This window comes from Paenibacillus algicola (assembly GCF_005577435.1).
Taxonomy (GTDB): Bacteria; Bacillota; Bacilli; order Paenibacillales; family Paenibacillaceae; genus Paenibacillus_AQ; species Paenibacillus_AQ algicola.
Map to the genome: position 1 here is coordinate 2,638,856 of NZ_CP040396.1, position 18,554 is coordinate 2,657,409.

General features: G+C 50.8%; 20 protein-coding genes. All 20 read right to left on the reverse strand.

The annotated features are described in order from the left end of the window. Window positions 1-12: 12 nt before the first annotated feature. The 20 genes from E6C60_RS12200 to flhA all read right to left on the reverse strand — a co-directional run bounded on the left by E6C60_RS12200 (window position 13) and on the right by flhA (window position 18,534). Window positions 13-813: a phosphatidate cytidylyltransferase gene (locus E6C60_RS12200; RefSeq protein ID WP_138226093.1), complete on the reverse strand. Its 801-nt coding sequence runs from the start codon at window positions 811-813 to the stop codon at window positions 13-15. A gap of 19 nt (window positions 814-832) precedes the next feature. Next, window positions 833-1,600: an undecaprenyl pyrophosphate synthase gene (locus E6C60_RS12205; RefSeq protein ID WP_138226094.1), complete on the reverse strand. Its 768-nt coding sequence runs from the start codon at window positions 1,598-1,600 to the stop codon at window positions 833-835. Window positions 1,601-1,671: 71 nt separating this feature from the next. Further along, complete coding sequence (gene frr / locus E6C60_RS12210) at window positions 1,672-2,226, reverse strand: ribosome recycling factor (RefSeq protein WP_138226095.1); 555 nt, start codon at window positions 2,224-2,226, stop codon at window positions 1,672-1,674. After that, complete coding sequence (gene pyrH, locus E6C60_RS12215; protein ID WP_138226096.1) at window positions 2,226-2,954, reverse strand: UMP kinase; 729 nt, start codon at window positions 2,952-2,954, stop codon at window positions 2,226-2,228. The genes frr and pyrH overlap by 1 nt, the downstream gene beginning before the upstream one ends. 114 nt (window positions 2,955-3,068) lie before the next feature. Next, entirely contained in the window at window positions 3,069-3,719 is a 651-nt protein-coding gene (gene tsf / locus E6C60_RS12220; RefSeq protein WP_138226097.1) for a translation elongation factor Ts, read from the reverse strand. 147 nt (window positions 3,720-3,866) lie between these two features. After that, entirely contained in the window at window positions 3,867-4,565 is a 699-nt protein-coding gene (gene rpsB, locus E6C60_RS12225) for a 30S ribosomal protein S2 (RefSeq protein ID WP_138226098.1), read from the reverse strand. A 225-nt stretch (window positions 4,566-4,790) separates the two neighbouring features. After that, a complete protein-coding gene (locus E6C60_RS12230) occupies window positions 4,791-5,456 on the reverse strand; it encodes an endolytic transglycosylase MltG (protein WP_138226099.1) in 666 nt (221 codons plus the stop codon). Further along, a complete protein-coding gene (locus tag E6C60_RS12235) occupies window positions 5,453-5,971 on the reverse strand; it encodes a hypothetical protein (RefSeq protein WP_138226100.1) in 519 nt (172 codons plus the stop codon). The genes E6C60_RS12230 and E6C60_RS12235 overlap by 4 nt, the downstream gene beginning before the upstream one ends. A 33-nt stretch (window positions 5,972-6,004) precedes the next feature. Then, window positions 6,005-6,316 carry a hypothetical protein gene (locus tag E6C60_RS12240; protein ID WP_138226101.1) on the reverse strand — a complete coding sequence of 104 codons (312 nt, stop codon included), beginning with the start codon at window positions 6,314-6,316 and terminating at the stop codon, window positions 6,005-6,007. Between the two features lie 34 nt (window positions 6,317-6,350). Further along, a complete protein-coding gene (locus tag E6C60_RS12245) occupies window positions 6,351-7,757 on the reverse strand; it encodes a flagellar assembly protein A (protein WP_138226102.1) in 1,407 nt (468 codons plus the stop codon). 28 nt (window positions 7,758-7,785) lie between these two features. Then, on the reverse strand, window positions 7,786-8,574 hold the full coding sequence (locus E6C60_RS12250; protein WP_138226103.1) for a FliA/WhiG family RNA polymerase sigma factor: 789 nt from the start codon (window positions 8,572-8,574) through the stop codon (window positions 7,786-7,788). Window positions 8,575-8,589: 15 nt separating this feature from the next. Beyond that, window positions 8,590-9,003 carry a hypothetical protein gene (locus E6C60_RS12255; RefSeq protein ID WP_138226104.1) on the reverse strand — a complete coding sequence of 138 codons (414 nt, stop codon included), beginning with the start codon at window positions 9,001-9,003 and terminating at the stop codon, window positions 8,590-8,592. A gap of 2 nt (window positions 9,004-9,005) precedes the next feature. After that, on the reverse strand, window positions 9,006-9,503 hold the full coding sequence (locus tag E6C60_RS12260; protein WP_138226105.1) for a chemotaxis protein CheD: 498 nt from the start codon (window positions 9,501-9,503) through the stop codon (window positions 9,006-9,008). Next, window positions 9,496-10,089: a chemotaxis protein CheC gene (locus E6C60_RS12265; RefSeq protein WP_397331908.1), complete on the reverse strand. Its 594-nt coding sequence runs from the start codon at window positions 10,087-10,089 to the stop codon at window positions 9,496-9,498. The genes E6C60_RS12260 and E6C60_RS12265 overlap by 8 nt, the downstream gene beginning before the upstream one ends. A gap of 35 nt (window positions 10,090-10,124) precedes the next feature. After that, window positions 10,125-10,586, reverse strand: coding sequence for a chemotaxis protein CheW (locus E6C60_RS12270; RefSeq protein WP_138226107.1), 462 nt, complete (start codon window positions 10,584-10,586; stop codon window positions 10,125-10,127). 54 nt (window positions 10,587-10,640) lie between these two features. Then, entirely contained in the window at window positions 10,641-12,707 is a 2,067-nt protein-coding gene (locus E6C60_RS12275) for a chemotaxis protein CheA (RefSeq protein WP_138226108.1), read from the reverse strand. 23 nt (window positions 12,708-12,730) lie between these two features. Continuing rightward, the gene (locus E6C60_RS12280) at window positions 12,731-14,152 is read right to left on the reverse strand and encodes a protein-glutamate methylesterase/protein-glutamine glutaminase (protein WP_138226109.1); all 1,422 of its coding nucleotides are present in this window, start codon (window positions 14,150-14,152) and stop codon (window positions 12,731-12,733) included. Window positions 14,153-14,192: 40 nt separating this feature from the next. Next, the gene (locus E6C60_RS12285; RefSeq protein WP_138226110.1) at window positions 14,193-15,074 is read right to left on the reverse strand and encodes a MinD/ParA family protein; all 882 of its coding nucleotides are present in this window, start codon (window positions 15,072-15,074) and stop codon (window positions 14,193-14,195) included. Further along, window positions 15,071-16,504 (reverse strand): flagellar biosynthesis GTPase FlhF, encoded by a 1,434-nt coding sequence (gene flhF, locus E6C60_RS12290; protein WP_138226111.1) that lies wholly within the window; start codon window positions 16,502-16,504, stop codon window positions 15,071-15,073. The genes E6C60_RS12285 and flhF overlap by 4 nt, the downstream gene beginning before the upstream one ends. Further along, the gene (gene flhA, locus E6C60_RS12295) at window positions 16,501-18,534 is read right to left on the reverse strand and encodes a flagellar biosynthesis protein FlhA (RefSeq protein WP_138226112.1); all 2,034 of its coding nucleotides are present in this window, start codon (window positions 18,532-18,534) and stop codon (window positions 16,501-16,503) included. The genes flhF and flhA overlap by 4 nt, the downstream gene beginning before the upstream one ends. Window positions 18,535-18,554: the final 20 nt, after the last annotated feature.

The window sequence follows — 18,554 nt, forward strand, 5'->3', positions numbered from 1 at the left end:
ATCTATCCTTTCTCAGTAAGGCAGCAGCCCCCAAATATGTACAAACGGAAACACAATGATCCAGCTGTCACAGCGATCCAGGATCCCGCCATGTCCAGGCAGAATGCTGCCTGAATCCTTAATGCCGTACACGCGTTTATAAGCAGATTGAATCAGGTCACCCAGTTGTCCAATCACAGCGCTAACCAGACCAATGAGCAGCGCCTGGCCTACAGGCAGGATCCCGCCGGAGAATACCGAGAACACAAGTGAGGTGAGGATCGCAATGAACACACCCCCGAGCGCGCCTTCAATCGTTTTGTTCGGGCTGATCGCTGGCCACAGCTTAGTTCTGCCGATCTTTTTCCCTACGAAATAGGCGCCGGCATCACTGGCCCAGATTGAAGCAAACAGGAGAAAGGTCCAGAATAACCCGTTTCCGTCAGCGGCAGCACGCGATTCGGCAATGTAGGAAAAGCCAGTACCAATATAGACAACCCCCAGAAACATGACTGAGACCAGCTGGATCCCTGTTTTGTTCTTGCTAAATACGGTCACCAGCAGGAACAGAAGCAGCAATGTCCACATGATCTGGATGAATGACACCTGCAGCTGAATTTCAAGGAGAGACCAAGGAAACACAAACCATAGCACTCCCAAATAACCGACGATGGCTGTCGCACCGAAAGGAGCAAGCTTTGCCATTCGGGCAAATTCATAATAACCGACCAGTGACATGGCCAAAATCAATAAATGATACCAAAGCCCTCCAGCCAAGCACAGCCCCAGAAACAGGGCACCGGCCACAATACCTGTTACGATCCGCTCTTTCATTCCGAAGCTACCTCCATTACTAGGTCAACCCGCCGTAACGGCGTGTTCGGTGTTGATATTCTGCCACGGCCTCCTGAAGATGAGCACCCGTAAACTCCGGCCACAAAATATCAGTGAACCAGAGCTCACTATAGGCCAGCTGCCATAGCATAAAGTTGCTCAGACGCAGTTCTCCGCTTGTACGAATGAGCAGGTCCGGGTCTGGCAGACTGCCTGACAGCAGACGTGAGCCGATCATCTCCTCTGTGATGTCCTCCGGCTTAAGGCTTCCCCGGTGTATATCCTGACCCATCTCCTGAATACAACGGGTGAGCTCTTTGCGGCTGCCGTAATTCAGCGCAAAATTCAAGACCATTCCGTCATTATCTGCCGTTCTTGCTACAGCTTCCTTCATTGCCTCCAGCGTATGCGATGGAAGATCCTCCGGATGTCCCATCATCGTTACGCGAACATTTTTGTCAATCAGCTCTTCCAGCTCAATAGCCAGAAATTCTTGCGGAAGCTTCATTAAGAATTCGACTTCTTCCTTAGGACGCTTCCAGTTTTCCGTTGAAAAAGCATACAGTGTCAATATCTTGATCCCCAAATCATCCGCTGCAATCGCTGCTCTTTTGACGGCCTTCATTCCATTCTGATGACCAATAATGCGCGGCATACCGCGTTTCTTGGCCCATCGGCCGTTGCCATCCATAATAATGGCGACATGCTCTGGAATATTGTCAGCGGCAAGCTGCAGCTCCGGCTGACTGTCCCCACGATTCAACCACGAACGAACCCGTTTGATCATTCTATTTCCTCCAGCATCACTCTGCTTGAAAGAGACCAAAACCCCACCGCTAACGGAGGGGCCAAAAGTCTCTATACTTCCATAATCTCTTTTTCTTTGGCAAGTAGCACCTTGTCAACCTCGGCAATGAACTTGTCCGTTGTCTTCTGAATATCGTCCTGATGTCTCCGGGACTCGTCCTCAGAAATATCTGTTTTTTCCATCTTTTTAATATCGTCATTGGCATCACGGCGAATGTTACGGATCGCAACCTTGGCTTCTTCGCCAAATTTCTTGGTCATTTTCACGAGCTCCGCTCTCCGCTCTTCCGTAAGTGGCGGAATCGACAGACGAATCTGGCTGCCGTCATTTGCCGGTGTGAGACCCAGGTCTGATTTCATGATCGCTCTTTCGATATCTCCCAGGGAGGTTTTATCCCAGGGCTGAATCATTAATGTACGCGGATCCGGTGTCGTAATGTTCGCCAGCTGGCTTACCGGTGTCGGAGCACCGTAGTATTCCACCTGAATCCGGTCCAGAAGCGCGGTGCTTGCTCTTCCGGCACGCAGGCTGGCCAGGTCGCGCTTCAAAGACAGAATCGCTTTCTCCATGCGCTCTTCAGCATTTTTCTTGACCGTTTGCGGCATTAATCTACACTCCCTTTAACGATGGTTCCAATTTTCTCGCCCAGGACCACACGCTTGATGTTCCCCTGCTCCGTAATATTGAACACGATCAGAGGAAGATTGTTATCCATACACAGGGACGATGCCGTGGAATCCATGACGCCTAGATTTTTATTCAAGACCTCAAGGTAAGTCAGCTGCTCGTATTTCTCTGCGGTTGCATCCTTGAATGGATCCGCTGAGTATACACCATCTACCTTGTTCTTCGCCATCAGGATGACCTCTGCCTCAATCTCAGCCGCTCTGAGTGCTGCGGTAGTGTCCGTTGAGAAGTACGGATTACCCGTACCGGCTGCAAAGATAACGACACGTCCTTTTTCTAGATGGCGAATGGCTCTGCGGCGGATATAAGGCTCAGCAATCTGCTGCATGGAGATCGAGGTTTGTACGCGGGTCGGCACGCCGATCTGCTCCAAAGCATCCTGAAGCGCGAGTGAATTCATCACGGTGGCCAGCATTCCCATGTAGTCCGCCGTTGCACGGTCAATGCCATTCGCACTGCCGGCGATGCCTCTCCAGATGTTTCCGCCGCCGCATACGATGGCTACTTCAACACCCAGCTCAACGACGTCGCGAACCTGCTCTGCAATGGAAGATATGGTTTCAGCATCAATGCCGTAACCGTTTTGACCTGACAGAGACTCCCCACTGACCTTCAATATAACACGTTTAAATACAGGCTGTTCCAAATGTATACCCTCCACTTTAAAACGTCAGCTTGACGCATCCGTCTTGGTTCCACTTTATAAAAGAAGGAACACAATGTGTTCCGGCTCTTTTATACTATGTCAGCTGCAAGCAGCTTATTTGTTAACTTGTGCCATTACCTCTTCAACGAAGTTGTCCTGCTTCTTCTCCAGGCCTTCACCCAGCTCAAAACGTACGAAGCGGCGGATAGAGATGTTCTCACCGATGGTGCTGATTTTCTCATTCAGCAATACGCTGATCGTTTTGTCCGGGTCCTTCACGAAGGATTGCTCCATCAGGCAATACTCTTCATAGTACTTGTTGATGCGGCCTTCAACCATTTTCTCAACGATCTTCTCTGGCTTGCCTTCGTTCAGAGCCTGAGCCTTCAGAATTTCCTTCTCTTGCTCGAGCTCTTCTGTAGGAACCTCTTCACGACGAACATATTTCGGGCTTGCTGCTGCGATATGCATTGCGATATCACGCGCAAATTCCTTGAACTGATCGGTTTTGCCTACAAAGTCGGTTTCGCAGTTGATTTCAACCAGGACGCCGATACGGCCGCCGCCGTGAATGTAAGATTCAACAACGCCCTCCGTTGCCACACGGCCAGCTTTGCTGGCTGCAGCAGACAGGCCTTTTTCGCGAAGCAGCGCGATGGCCTTGTCGATATCACCGTTTGTTTCGTCGAGCGCTTTCTTGCAGTCGAGCATACCGGCTCCTGTTCTTTCACGAAGCTCTTTTACAGCACTAGCGGATACTGCCATTTCAAATCCCTCCAATGGTTATTATGACTATTCAGTCCTGATTTACAACTAAGTATAGGCTTTTATTCCTTAAAAAAAGGGCAGTGAAAGGTTATCCACCTACCAACCACCCTTTTCATTTAATTCATAGTATGTGACCTGCTTGAATTAAGCAGTAGTCTCTTCGCCTTGATGTGCTTCCACAACTGCGTCAGCCATTTTACCAGTCAACAGCTTGACAGCGCGAATTGCATCGTCGTTACCCGGAATCACGTAGTCAATCTCGTCCGGATCACAGTTCGTGTCCACGATGCCTACGATTGGGATGCCCAGCTTGCGTGCTTCTGCAACAGCGATACGCTCTTTGCGAGGATCGATGATGAACAGCGCGCTTGGAAGGCCCTTCATGTTCTTGATACCGCCGAGGAATTTCTCCAGACGATCTTTCTCCTTGCGAAGAAGGATAACTTCTTTCTTAGGCAGCACTTCAAACGTGCCGTCCTCTTCCCATCTTTCCAGTTCCTTCAGACGGTTAATCCGCTTCTGGATGGTTTCGAAGTTAGTCAGCGTTCCGCCGAGCCAGCGCTGGTTAATGTAGTACATGCCGCAGCGTTCAGCTTCTTCTTTCACGGAATCTTGAGCCTGCTTCTTAGTACCTACGAAAAGAATAGTTCCGTTGTCAGCGCTCAGGCCTTTCACGAAATTGTATGCCTCTTCGACTTTCTTAACTGTCTTTTGCAGGTCAATAATGTAAATACCGTTTCTTTCAGTGAAGATAAATTTGTCCATTTTCGGGTTCCAACGACGAGTCTGGTGACCGAAGTGTACCCCAGCTTCCAAAAGCTGTTTCATGGAGATAACTGCCATCTTCACACACCTCCTAAGTTTGGTTTTTTGTGTGCCCTCCGCCCGGTTCATCTCCCGCTGAGACTTTCCATAGAAAGCACCCTCAACGAAATTCCCAAAGCGTGTGTTTTAACACCGTCAATTACTATAACATATCATTGGACGGGATGCAATTTATTTTCCGAGCCCTTCCACTGACGGCTGCATAAGCTGCAAAAAACGCCCGGGCATTGGCTGCCGCGGACGTCAGGATTGAGGCTTGCTTGTAATCTTCTCCATAATTGAGCCGAAGCTTTCCCCTTTGCGGAAGGTGAAGGTGCCCTGTTGAATTGACAGGTTAATCTTCTTCTCTGTCGCGGCTGTCACAAAAGCTGCGGCATCCTGAATCACCCCGGACTGCTTCAGTCCTGCAGCGACATCACTTAAATGTGCTCCTGGAGGAATGCTATATTTAATATAGACAGCTTTAGGTGCTTCCGGCGCCGCCGGAGGGGCTGATTTCTGCGGCGCCGGCTCTGCGGCGGGGGCAGGTGCTTTCGCCTCCGGTGCTGTGGTCTTCTCAGGACTCTCAGGCTGGGAAGGCGCAGCAGGCTCTAAGCTGCCGCCTTGATCAGCAGGAGATGCCTTTGGTGCAGCAGCGCCGCCCTGCTGATTATCAGAACCAGTTGGTTGCTGCTGTTCATCCTGCTTCTGAAGCTCGGACCACTCTTCCTCCGTCATCAGCTCTTCTTGTGACTCTAGGACGCGCAGGTTGATGCTGTCTGCCGCCTGCTCCAGCTCCTCCCGGGTCCACTCCGTTTTACTTTCATCAGTGCTTGAAGCCGCTTGTCCCAGAAACATGAGCTGCAGCAGCACGGCACCCAGAATAAGGCCCAGGCCCAAGCCGTTTAGAAAGCTCTTGTTCTTGATCATGACAGCTCCTCCCGCTTCGCCAGCTGAATAATAAGCTGAACCTCACCTTTCTGCATCCCGGTATCCTTCGCAATTCTGTCTATGGATTTACCGCTCTGATACATGGCAAACAGCTCGCTGTATCTGTCCTTGATCGTGGGATCCAGTCCGGGCTCAGGTGGTGCTTCTTCCTTCGCAAGCTGCTGCTGGAGCTGGAGGAATAGGGCCTCATGTCCGGCTAGCTGCTCTCGCATCATAATCATCTCTTGTTCCCCTTGCTTCAGCTGATTGTTAACACTCTGAAGCTGCTGTTCATGGTGAGACAGCGTACGGGAATGCTCCTCTTTCATTCGAGCTACCAGCTCCACCAGCTGTTCATTTTCAATCTGAATTTCAGCCGCATATTGCTCTAGCGTTGCTTCAACTTCCTTCACAATCTGGTCCGAAGCTTTCTGTGGTTCCTTCTGCTGTGGCAGCATCCGGGCATAGATGAGAGCTGCCAATCCCAGCATGGCGACGTAAATCCATGGGCCCATACCGGTTAACTCCTTCTTATCATTCAATATAGTTTACAGCGTGATGTCCAAATTTCTTCCCTTATAGGGGTGATCAGCCGCCGGGAGCTTGTGATCCTTTGGAAGTTCTTCCCCTTGCTTCTGAGATTGAGACTGGGATCCGCCTTTGCCGCCATCACGCAAAATGGCATCAGACGACTGATCCACCTCAGTACTGCGCTGAGCGGCTTCCTTGCTGTCTTTGAGCTGCTCCGCAGACAAGAACAGCTGCTCCTGCGACGGGCGCTGATGCTGCTCCTGTTGGATCTTTCCAGCCTCCGTGGTTCGCGGCACTGCAATTTGCATCTCAACAGATTTCAAGCTCACGATGCATCACCTCATCAGAATTATAAATGTCCATTCAAGTGATAGGAAGCATTGCAATATCACCATCTATATAGGTGTACACTACTCTTTGAGACGCATCCTTGATAAATCGGGTGTAGCGGCCGATGACGATTTTGGAGCCGCCATAAATCGAATTTAGAACCTCGACTCGAGCTTTGGTGGTATCCTCCAGAGTCTGTTCAATTTCAAAAATACGTTCCTTAGTTTCCGCCAGCTCTGACATATGAGACTTTTGCGTAGCATTCAGCTTGATCCGAAGCCCGAGCTTGTCCGGCGTCAGCTGGCCCGCAGCCGCAAGCTGATTCAAAAGATTCAGCGCTTTTTCTGTTTTGGAGACATGATCAAGCTGCTGCCGCTGACGCGCTCTCAGCTCCTTCAGCTCATTACGAAGCTCCGGCAGTACACCGACCTCAAGGACTGTAACGGTCGACATGCTGTTCCCGATGGTTCTGGCAGTGACCTTCTCACCAGCTTGAATAACTCCCCCAACAATCAATCCCTTTGTGCCATTACAATATATGCTCTGTGCAGCCCGAAGGGTAGAGTGCATGATGCTCTGAGATACTGTAATGTCTCCGCCTGCTACGATGTTCCCGTCCTGCACGAAAGCGCATTTCACATGCTGTGCCGCTTGAATGCAGCCTTTGTGATAGCCAATCACGCCGCCGTTAATTACGATCGAGCCGCCGGCCTCCAGATCCGCCCCTTCTACAAAGCCTGTGACGCGAATATCGCCGGCAGACTTGATGCGAAAGCCAGATAGCACGTTGCCGCGAATCACGACGGTTCCCACAAAATCAATATTGCCTACGCTGTAATCCACATCGCCGTGAATTTCGTAGATCGGGAACACGTTGATTTTTCCGTTATCTGTCACGGTTAACAGACCATCAATAGCGGCGTACATATGCACCTGCTCTGCATCCACAACGACATTTTTTCCAATTTTAAAGCGCGCTTCTTTGCCGGCCTTGGGAGGCATTTCTGCTCCAGTGACAGACATCCCCGGCTTTCCCGGCGAAGGAGGTATGCGGGTCGCAATTAGCTGGCCCTTACTGACATTGTTCAGCCGTGTAATTTCTTTAAAGTCCACTTTTCCGTCATCGGTTTCAAGCGGCCGATGATCGGCCGGCTTACTCTGAAGCATGCTAACAATTTTACCGTGTTCTCCAGGAATCGGCTGGGTAGCGTATGCAACAGCTATTTTTTGAAACTGGTACCCCGCGGGCTTGGCAGCAATGCCTTCCAGCGCTTCACGCTGAATGCCATGAACAACCTGGTGGTCAGCTAGGAGGGCTTCCATACTTTCGACGTCACAGTGAAAGTCCTCCTCCCAGTTAACCAGCTCGATATATGCCGTTGCCTTGTCGTCTGAAATCGTGATCTGAAAGAATTGCTCCAATGCAAAGCTGACCGACATTATAATTCCCCCCTCTCCATCTTACGCCTTATTCATTGTGCATTAACAGCTCTTTGTCTTTCTCAAGAGCCCCCCTTAAGCGTAGAATGGCTTTCGAATGCAGCTGAGATATTCTCGATGGAGATAAAGACATGACCTCCGCAATTTCACTTAAAGACAGGTCCTCATAATATAACAAGGAAACAACGGTTTTCTCCTTCTCTGTAAGCTTACCGATGCCCTTGATTAGTGCCTCTTTTAGATAAAACTCGTGTACCTTATGGTCTGGATTTTTGGCCTTCTCATCCACAAGCAGCGTCATTCTCGTTTCCGACTCTTCTTCCCGAATGGGATCCTCCAGAGAGTTTAGCGTCATCACGGCAACCTCTTGAAGCATGTGGCGGAATTCCTTTTCAGATACCTGTAAATATTCACTCATTTCGGTATCGCTGACGGTACGCAAATATTTCTGCTCCAGCTGCTGGTATGCTGTCTCAATTTTTTTCGCTTTTTCACGGACTGAGCGCGGCACCCAGTCACCTTGCCTTAGAGAATCCAAAATCGCCCCCCGCACCCTCCAGGATGCATAGGTTTCGAATTGCAGGCCGCGTTTATAATCAAATTTATCAATGGCGTCAATCAGGCCCATAACTCCATTGCTTGCCAAGTCTCCCTTAGACACGTTCCGGGGGAGGCCAATGGCCAACCGCCCCGAAACATAATCCACGATATGCAAATACTTCTCGATAAGCTGTTTTTTCGCTGAAAGATCTCCATCTTCCTTCCATGCCGTCCATAATTCTGCATGATTCAAGGCTGATGCTTTTTTTGAGTCCAATTGCCCTCACCATCCTTATTTTTCACTCAGGTGACGAACGGCCTTGGCCAGTTCCTCAGGATTTTTCGTCGTGACCAGCTTGGGTGGGGAGAGTGGAGTGAATCCGTTCTCCTGCCTCTGAGGCTCCTGCTCATTCTTCATCAGGTTTAACAGCTCCTGATCGTCTTGCTCTATAGTCGATAAATCCAGCTTTGCGCCCTTTAAAGGCTCCGCGCTTCGCTCTTCATCTTGAGCATCAGCTTCCTGCCCCGGCCGGAACACGGCCGACCATACTCCGCCTAACACAGCCGCGAGCAGGGCCCAAACTACAAACGCAAGGCAAGCACGGGTGATGGCAGTCGACCAAAGATTGTTCCCGCTGCTAACAATAAAGGTAAATATGAATCCTGCTGCTCCGGCTAACAAAAAATATCGGATTTTTTCCTTCATGGCTACAATTCCTTTATTTCCTTTTGTACACTGCGTATGGTAAATTTACCCGTTGTGCAGTCCAATTCCACAGTTCTTCCGTAATTTCCGCCAGTATCCTCGCCGATCAGCGGAATATTCATTTGCTGCAGTCCCTCTTTACATGATTCGACATTCCGGGGACCAATGCGCATGCTGTCGCCAGAGCCTGCAAAAGTGAACATCTGCGCCCCCCCGGCCATCTTAGCGACAAGCCTCAGCGGGGACGCGCCTAATTCCCTCAGCTTGTTCAGCAGGATCGGAAGCGCCGTATCCGCATACTTCGCCAGATTAAGTTGACCTTCTCTTGCAATGGCGGAGGAGGGCAGCATGACATGAGCCATCCCGCCAACCTTTTGAACCGGATCATATAATGTCAGCCCCACACAGGATCCCAGACCTGTGGTTCTTAATATTCCGCCAGAGGTGGACACATTCAGATCTGCCATGCCAACCTTAATAATGCTTTTTTCTTCAATCATGCTCTAGAGGCACTCCCAGTGCTTCAAATATTTGTGCAAAAGTCTGCGGGTCCGGGATTAAAAAAAACTGGCCTTCCACTTCGTACTGGCCTTCTAAAAATGTCGTGTTGATCAGCAGGGCATCATCGCCCATTTCTCCGAATTGGAGCAAGCCATAGCCCAGAACAGCACCGGCCATATCAATGGCCAGTCCCGGCACCGTCGGAGTCATGGACAGCCTCGTAAAATCAGCTAGAGATGAGAGATAGGAGCCTGCCAAAATGTTGCCAATTTCGCTAAGTGCCGACTGCTCCATTTCATTGAAGCTGTCGCCCTCCTCCACCTCAATGCCGGCGAGACGCTTCAGCAGCTTCTTGCCGGCCTCCGGCGTCATAATGAAAAACAGGTTGCCGGGAGCTTCACCCTCTACGCGAAGGAACACGGCAAGAACGATAGCCTCTGGTCCTCCGACACAGTCAGCGATCTCTTCGAATGGAAGCAGCTGAACCTTCGGCACAGCCATATCAATCGGCTTATTCAGAAGCTGTGACAATGCGGTCGCCGCATTGCCGGCTCCGATATTGCCGACCTCCTTCAGCACATCCATTTTGAAATCTTTCCCGTGTTTAAATAGTTCCACGGCTACTCCTCCAGCCCTTCTAGCTGAATAATTTCACTCTTGTTCAACACCTCGGACAGGTTCAGCATAACCAGAAGGCGCTCTTCGCTGAGCTTCGCTACACCGCGGAGATATTTAGCCTTTATTCCACCCACAACCTCTGGTGGAGAATCAATACTGTCGCTGTTCAGATCTACCACGTCACTGGCAGAGTCAACGATAAAGCCGACCTGCATGTCGTTGACGGCGACAATAATAATACGGGTTTGCTCTGTAGGCTCTACTTCCGGCAGGCTGAAGCGGCCACGAAGATCGATGACAGGAATTACAACCCCGCGAAGGTTAATAACCCCTTTGACAAAAGAATAGGTTTTGGGAACCCGGGTAATCGGCATCATACGCTCAATCGTCTGAACCTTGTCTACCTCAATTCCGTACTCCTCGCTGCCCAGCGTAAACACAATAACCTTTATTTCTTCTCCCATGTTAATACCCTCCTTATGAGTAACCAGTCCTTACGAGAACCCGCAAGATCCGGTTCACTTGATAAAAGCGTTCGGATCAAGAATCAAGGCTACCTGGCCGTCTCCCAATATCGTAGCTCCGGAAATCCCCTGAACAGCGGGCAGATACTTACCCAGCGTTTTCAATACGATCTCGCTCTGGCCAATAAAATCGTCCACGGCCAGCGCAGCGAGCCGTTCTCCCTTTCGGATGACGACAATTTCGGTTTCCGCCTCATCTGCCTCGTTATAGCTCGGAATGCTGAACACCCGGCTCAAGGAAATGAGTGGGATATGATGCTCCCGGAAAGGAATCATACGGCTGCCATGCACCGTACGAATACTGGATTGCTTCACAATGCCGGTCTCCACAATCGAGCTCAGCGGAATCGCATATTTCTCACTGCCCATCTTGATGAGCATAGCAGCGATGATCGAAAGCGTAAGCGGCAGCTGAACCGAGAAATTGGTTCCTTTTCCCGGTGTCGAATAGATGGTTACGTTCCCTCCGAGCGCGTTGATCTTGGACTTTACGACATCCAGGCCGACCCCCCGGCCAGATACGTCCGAGATCACCTCAGCCGTACTGAAGCCTGGAGCGAAGAGCAGCTGATGAGCCTCAGAATCGGACATTGCCGCGGCTTCCTCTTCCGTGACCACGCCTTTCTTGACCGCGCTGTGGACAATATTCTCACGGATGATTCCCTTGCCATCGTCCTCAATTTCAATAAATACGTGGTTACCACTATGGAAAGCTCTCAGATTTACCGTGCCTGTCTCGGGTTTGCCGGCAGCAAGCCGCTCTGCAGGTGACTCAATACCATGGTCCACTGAATTTCTCAGCAGATGGACGAGCGGATCACCGATTTCATCAATGACGGTTCGATCCAGCTCTGTTTCGGCACCCGTGATGACCAGATCTATTTTTTTGTCTAATGATTTGGCCAGATCGCGTACCATCCGCGGAAAGCGGTTGAACACGGTGTCCACAGGAACCATCCGAAGCTTAAGCACAATGTTTTGCAGATCGCTGCTGACCCGGCTCATATGCTCTACCGTATCAGTCAGCTCTTGATTCTTGGCTTCATTGGCCAGCTGCTCCAGCCGTGATCGGTCAATCAGCAGCTCACTAAACAAATTCATCAATACGTCCAGTCGCTCAATGTCGACCCGAATCGTTCTTGATGGTGTGGCTGCAGAGGAGGCTTTGGCCGGTGCTTTGACTGCAGGCGGAGCGTTTACCGGCGAATGTACAGCAGGTTTCTCCTCAGCAGCAGGAAGAGTGGGCGCTTGTGCTGCCGCCGTCTCAGCTGCGGCCAAGTTTCGTTGATTCATCTGCTGCAGCGATTCCTGATCCAAAGCGATGACCTGAGCCATTTCAATTTCAGAAATGTTCATGATCTGGTCCTGAAGATCTCCTGCTTGCTTCTGTGTAATCATATAGAGCGTAAAGCCCTGCTCAAATTCTCCCTGCTCGATGTCCTGGACATCCGGGAACGTCTTGACGATCTCCCCGGAGCGCTCCAGCAGCTCGAATACCATAAAAGCCCGAACCGCCTTCAGCATGCAGTCATCCCGCAGCTTGACTTGTATGTACAGCACCTGATGCCCTTCTGATATCGATTGGCTCAGTACCGAGAATTGAAACTCGTCCAGCTCAATGCCTGTTACTGCTGCACTATGGTCTGGGACGGCCGCTGCGGCAGGAGCGGCCACGGCAACCTCACCGCGCTCAATCGCTTGCAGAGATGACACAATGGACGATACATCGGCCTTGCCCTCTCCGCCCTCAACGATGTCCTGCACCATGGACTCCAGTGCATCAAGGCTTTTGAACAACGTATCAAAAATATAATCCTGCATTTTGAGCTTCTCGTTCCGCACTAGATCAAGCACATTCTCCATCTTGTGCGTCAGTGAGGCCAGATCCTCAAAGCCCATTGTGGCTGCCATACCCTTAAGAGTATGGGCCGAGCGGAATATGACCTGAACAATACTCAAATCATCCGGGCTGGCTTCCAGCTGCAGCATATTTTCATTTAGCGATTGCAGATGATCATTGGACTCATCAATAAACATGCTTAAATACTGATTCATGTCCATTGCGAGACACCTCCTCCATGAGTTCACTTTCCGTTTTTCACTGCTTGAATCAACTTGTCCGGAATGGAATGAAGCGGGAGCACATGACTCACGCAGCCCAGCTCAACGGCGGAACGAGGCATACCATAGACAACACAGGTCTCTTCACTTTCAGCTATGGTTGAAGACACACCCGAGTCATACAGCATTTTCATCGCCTTGGCTCCGTCACTGCCCATACCGGTCATCAATACGGCGTGACGCTTTATATGTTGAAAAGGGAGCAGTGATTCAAACAGGACATCAACCGATGGGCGGTGGCCGTTTACCTGCTCTTCCTGAGAAACCCTGATGATCCATTCTCCGCCGGCCGACTCCACAATTCGAATGTGGTGTCCCCCCGGTGCAACATATGCACAGCCTTGCTTTAGAACCATCCCCTGCTCGGCTTCCTGCACGTGTAACGGGCTGAATGTGTTTAAACGTGCAGCCAGCGATTTTGTAAAATTAGGCGGCATATGCTGTACAATAACGACCGGTGCCGGGAAATTTGCCGGAAGCCGCTCTAGCAGCGTTCTCAAAGCTCTCGGTCCACCGGTAGAGCAGCCAACTGCAACAATATGCTCCAGGGCCGGACTTGTCTGATGTGCCTTATGCTGACTCCCTGCACCTCGTTCTAGCACAGGCTCACCCGGTCTACTTTGATGACCCCGTTCCTTCCTGGTCGTCTCCGGGGCTGCGGCTGGGTCAGCCTGCTGCGTCGGTTTCGGCTTGCTTCGCTTGAAGTGATCGCGGCCAGCGTTAGTGCTCTCATGACGCTCAGCAGCTTGACGGGCCTCAGGAGGCTTCCGTACTGCTTGACCTTTCGGCTTTGATTCAATGTCTTTCAGGCTGCCGGCTCCTCGGCCTTGCTCGCTCTGCGCCTTATCTTGCCGGTCCTTCCCGGGTATACCAGGGCCTGCATCCATAGATGGTAATGTCCCAGTGGCATTCCGAGAAGATTGCGTCCGGGGCTCACCGGATTCCTTTACCTTCTGCTCCTCTTCCCAAAGCGCTCTTCGCTCTTTAGCCTGAATCGCTGCACTGAGCTGCTTGTTCAGCTCCTTGGCCACATTATTGATGTCCTGGTCATGCACGACAGAGGGCTTGCGTATGAAATCAAATGCGCCGGACTCCAATGCCAGGATGGTTTCCTTCATTCCCTGCTCATTAATACCGGACAGCATAATTACAGGCTTTGGCTGATCCTGCATAATGCGCTTTAGCGCTTCCAGCCCGTTCATTTCCGGCATTTCCACATCCATGGTAATGAGATCAGGATTCAGCTCTCTTACTTTCTGTAATGCCTCAATTCCGTTTGCAGCCGTTCCGACGACCTGAAATCGGGAATCCTTTTGGATCAAATCCGTAATGATTTGTCTCATGAATTTGGAATCATCAACCACCAGCACACGAAAAGCCCTCATAGATGTCTACACCTCAGTTATATTCGTCCGCATGATACGGCTATTTTCGCTTAAGAAAACGCTGCACGAAACCCTTGACACCCTTATGGACAGTGCCGCTGTCCTTGAATGGCACATCGGCATAATTCGCCGCCAGGCGTTCAATGTCCCTGGATGCCTCGCTTTTCGGGAATCCGACCAGAAAGGGAACTTGCCGTTTCACAGACCTGGATACGGACTGGTCATCACGGACATATCCCAGAAGAGAAATATCCAGCTGCAAAAACCGTTTCGCAGTTAGAATGATTTTGCTGGACGTTTCCTGGGCTTCCTGAGCATCCCCTGCCCGGTTAATCATTAAGGTAAAGGGAACTTCCGGATGGTTATTATGAACCACCTTGATCAAGGCATAAGCGTCCGTAACCGACGTGGGCTCCGGTGTCGTCACGACCAGACATTGATCCGCAGCCGTAATAAAATTAATGTTCTCCCGGGACAACCCTGCTCCCGTATCAAACAGAATATAATCCAGATCACTGGCCAGCGCTTCCATCTGCTGAATAAAGCGGCTAACATCCTTATCGGTCATTGCAAACATATCTGCGATGCCGGAGCCTCCGGCGATAAATGGCAGGCCATAGGGTCCGTGATGAATCACCTCTGCAAGACTCTTCTCCTGGCGCAGCACGTGATACACGTTATACCTTGAGGAAACGCCCATGAGAACGTCAATGTTCGCCATGCCAAGATCTGCATCAAAAATTAACACTTTCTTGCCCTGCTGCTGCAGTGCCAGCGCAAAATTCAAAGTAAAGTTGGATTTGCCTACGCCGCCCTTCCCGCTGCAGACAGTAATGAATCGGGCTGAACGCGGAACCGCAGTCATGTCTGCAGAGGCCTGTGATGTTGCTAACTGCCGCAGCGCTTCTGCCTGATCGCTCATGCGGGAGTCTCCCCGAACAGCATCCTAGCCAGCATATTCTTATCCGGCATTAGCAGATCATCCGGTACATTCTGTCCGTTCGTCATGTAGGATAGCTGAACCGGGAAAGAGGATAACAGATTATAGATGGCTCCGCAGCTTCCCGTTTCGTCGAGCTTTGTAAATATCACCTTATCGAGTCCATACTTGCTGAAATGACCTGTAATGTGCTCCATGTCCTCACTTTTTGATGTCAAGCTGAGCACAAGATAAGTCTCACTTTCATGATTCTCAGGAAGCAGGCTATGCAGTTCGGAGACGAACAGCTCACTCCGGTAATTACGTCCTGCCGTATCCATGAGAATCAGATCACACGCTTTTAGATTCTCCAGTGCCCTCTGCATGTCTTCAGAAGTCTGAACTACCTCGATCGGCAAATTGAGGATTGAAGCGTAGGTCTTCAGCTGCTCTACCGCCGAAATTCGGTACGTATCCGCTGTAATAAAGCCAACCTTTCGCCGATATTTAAACATCTGCTCCGCTGCCAGCTTGGCGATCGTGGTCGTCTTTCCGACCCCCGTCGGGCCAGCCACATAAACAATACGGGTACCCGGCTGAATCCCCCCACCGATTCTACCTTCTAGAAAGCTGGCGGCCTGAGAAATAAACAAGTCTTTTAACTCCTCTGCACTCAGCTCACCGCCAGCTTCATTCCATTTCATGACGGCTTCCTCAACCCATAATTGGAAAATTGCCGGTGAGAGACCCTGTCCGATCAAGCTGTCACGGATGGAGGCGATTGCGTCCGGGAGCACCTCCTTGGCTGCCGTTTGGCGGGACAGACGTGCAATCCAATCCTTCATTTCCCGAATTTCATCAAATAGCTTCTGCTCCGCTGCACTTCGATTAAAGGATGGCTCTTCTTCAGTGCTCCACGCTTCGAATTTGGCCGAGGCAACACCTGAACGAGATCCCGTGGTGTTCAGAGCTCCTGCCGCCGTTTCCGCAGCTGCACTTGATTGGCTTTCGTCCTCACGTTCCAAGTGTTTATCTGCTCTTGGGGCTTGAGGCTCGCTTTGCTGAGGCGTCTTTGCTTTGCCATCCAGTTCCTCCGGCGATTTCAGACTTTCAGTGTTCACCCTGGCTGATGTCTTGTAGACGCTGGCTGCTGCCTGCCGGGGAATGTGAGGCTTTGGCGCAATGGCTGCCGCCTCAGCTTCGCGCTGATCTCCATCTGGCTTGACTGCCTTAGGCTGAGCCTTCTCTGTCTTAACGGTCTCATTTTTCTCTACAGCTGCGATGACCTCAATTTTTCGACTTGTAAACATACCGAGGAAGCCGCCCACTTTAATTTCTTTGGAGCTAAGAATGACAGCATCACTGCCCAGGTCTTTCCGAATGCTTAGCATAGCTTCCGGCATGGTGTCCACGATATACTTTCTTACTCTCATAAGTTCACCACTCCGACACTCTGAATTTCTACGTTGGGCTCAAGCTCACTATAAGAAAGCACCGGGATATCCTGCATGCTGCGCTCAATGACCTGCCGAAGATACATCCGGATTCCTGGAGAGGTCAAAAGGATTGGCTGCTGTCCCATTTGAATAATGCGGTTCACCTGTTCACTCAGCTTCTGGAAAATACTCTGCGTCGCAGCCGGGTCCATTGCAATGTAGCTTCCCTGCTCTGTCTGCTGTACGCTTTCTGCGATTTTCCTCTCCAGCGCCGGCCCCACGGTGATCACACGCATGGCTTCGCCTTCCCGAACGTACTGCTGGGTGATTTGTCGCGATAATGCCTGTCGGACATACTCTGTTAAGACGTCTGGGTCCTTCGAATACTGTCCTGAATCCGCCAAGGTTTCGAAGATCGTTACCAGATCCCGAATTGAAATCTTCTCCTTGAGCAGCTTCGCAAGCACCTTCTGTACATCCCCCACAGAAAGAATCGAAGGAATGAGCTCGTCCACCAGCACCGGATAAGTTTCGCGAAGATTGTCAATCAGTGATTTCGTTTCCTGACGTCCAATCAGCTCGTGCGCGTGACGTTTTATCAGCTCTGTCAGATGAGTCGCCACTACCGAAGGAGGATCTACAACCGTATATCCGGCAAGCTCAGCGCGTTCCTTTGCCGCCTCATCAATCCAAAGTGCTGGAAGGCCAAAGGCCGGCTCCATCGTCTCAATGCCTGTCACCGTATCATCCTCGTAGCCGGGGCTCATCGCTAGATAATGGTTCAGCAGCAATTCTCCGCCGCCCACGGTATTTCCCTTGATCTTGATGACGTATTCATTCGGCTTGAGCTGAATATTGTCCCGAATCCGAATGACAGGAACAACCAGTCCCATTTCTAAAGCGCATTGTCTCCGGATCATAATAATACGATCCAGCAGGTCTCCTCCCTGCTGGGTATCTGCCAGCGGGATCAATCCGTATCCAAATTCGAACTCAATCGGGTCGATCTGCAGCAGGTTAATGACACTTTCCGGACTGCGGACCTCTTCAATCTGCTGTTCTTCCTCTAGCTGCTCCACCTCTACCTGCTTACGATCTAGGCTGCTCTGCATCGTTCGAGCGGCGATAAACAAGACGAAAGCAATAGGCAACGTTGTAATCAAATGAATTGGGGTCAGCAGTCCCAAGAGGGCAACCGTTCCGGCAACGATGTACAGCAGCTTAGGGTAGGAGAGAAGCTGACCTGCCAAGTCATCAGACAGGTTTCCATCGGAGGAGGCTCTGGTTACAATCAGGCCCGCTGCTGTTGAAATCAGCAATGCCGGAATCTGGCTGACCAAGCCGTCGCCAATGGTCAGGATGGAGTACGTGCTCATGGCCTCTCCAAAGGGCATACCGTGAATGGACATCCCGATAATAAAGCCGCCGATCAGATTGATGAGCAGGATAATAATAGAGGCAATGGCATCACCCTTTACAAATTTACTGGCACCGTCCATTGCTCCATAAAAGTCTGCCTCTCGTTCAACCTTCTGCCTGCGTTCTCTGGCCTGTGATTCATTGATCATCCCGGCATTCAGATCCGCATCAATACTCATCTGCTTGCCTGGCATCGCATCCAGCGTAAAGCGGGCTGCTACCTCGGCTACCCGCTCCGAGCCTTTTGTGATCACGATAAACTGAACCACAACCAGAATCAGGAAAACGACGAAGCCAATCGCGATCTGTCCGCCGGCAATCCAGCTTCCGAACGTCGATACCACTTCACCGGCCTCTCCTTCCGACAGGATCAGCTTGGTTGTGGATACATTCAGAGAAAGCCGGAACAAGGTTGTAATCAAAAGCAATGAAGGAAAGATGGAAAATTCCAGCGCTTCCTTGGTATTCATTGCAACTAACAAAATGATCAGGGCCAGCGAGATGTTGATCACGAGGAGCACATCTAAAAGCCAGTCCGGAATGGGAAGAATCATCATAAGCACGATTCCGATGACACCCACTAAAACCGATAAATCCTTCACCTTCACTGCTGCCGGCCTCCGTTCCC

What these genes read in the sequence shown, in the direction of transcription:
- E6C60_RS12255 (WP_138226104.1), bottom strand. Translation starts at nt 9,003, where the DNA reads ATGAAGGAAAAAATCCGATATTTTTTGTTAGCCGGAGCAGCAGGATTC.
- E6C60_RS12235 (WP_138226100.1), bottom strand. Translation starts at nt 5,971, where the DNA reads ATGGGCCCATGGATTTACGTCGCCATGCTGGGATTGGCAGCTCTCATC.
- tsf (WP_138226097.1), bottom strand. Translation starts at nt 3,719, where the DNA reads ATGGCAGTATCCGCTAGTGCTGTAAAAGAGCTTCGTGAAAGAACAGGA.
- E6C60_RS12275 (WP_138226108.1), bottom strand. Translation starts at nt 12,707, where the DNA reads ATGGACATGAATCAGTATTTAAGCATGTTTATTGATGAGTCCAATGAT.
- E6C60_RS12260 (WP_138226105.1), bottom strand. Translation starts at nt 9,503, where the DNA reads ATGATTGAAGAAAAAAGCATTATTAAGGTTGGCATGGCAGATCTGAAT.
- E6C60_RS12280 (WP_138226109.1), bottom strand. Translation starts at nt 14,152, where the DNA reads ATGAGGGCTTTTCGTGTGCTGGTGGTTGATGATTCCAAATTCATGAGA.
- E6C60_RS12200 (WP_138226093.1), bottom strand. Translation starts at nt 813, where the DNA reads ATGAAAGAGCGGATCGTAACAGGTATTGTGGCCGGTGCCCTGTTTCTG.
- flhF (WP_138226111.1), bottom strand. Translation starts at nt 16,504, where the DNA reads ATGAGAGTAAGAAAGTATATCGTGGACACCATGCCGGAAGCTATGCTA.
- E6C60_RS12265 (WP_397331908.1), bottom strand. Translation starts at nt 10,089, where the DNA reads ATGGATGTGCTGAAGGAGGTCGGCAATATCGGAGCCGGCAATGCGGCG.
- E6C60_RS12270 (WP_138226107.1), bottom strand. Translation starts at nt 10,586, where the DNA reads ATGGGAGAAGAAATAAAGGTTATTGTGTTTACGCTGGGCAGCGAGGAG.
- rpsB (WP_138226098.1), bottom strand. Translation starts at nt 4,565, where the DNA reads ATGGCAGTTATCTCCATGAAACAGCTTTTGGAAGCTGGGGTACACTTC.
- E6C60_RS12285 (WP_138226110.1), bottom strand. Translation starts at nt 15,074, where the DNA reads ATGAGCGATCAGGCAGAAGCGCTGCGGCAGTTAGCAACATCACAGGCC.
- frr (WP_138226095.1), bottom strand. Translation starts at nt 2,226, where the DNA reads ATGCCGCAAACGGTCAAGAAAAATGCTGAAGAGCGCATGGAGAAAGCG.
- E6C60_RS12245 (WP_138226102.1), bottom strand. Translation starts at nt 7,757, where the DNA reads ATGTCGGTCAGCTTTGCATTGGAGCAATTCTTTCAGATCACGATTTCA.
- E6C60_RS12230 (WP_138226099.1), bottom strand. Translation starts at nt 5,456, where the DNA reads ATGATCAAGAACAAGAGCTTTCTAAACGGCTTGGGCCTGGGCCTTATT.
- E6C60_RS12205 (WP_138226094.1), bottom strand. Translation starts at nt 1,600, where the DNA reads ATGATCAAACGGGTTCGTTCGTGGTTGAATCGTGGGGACAGTCAGCCG.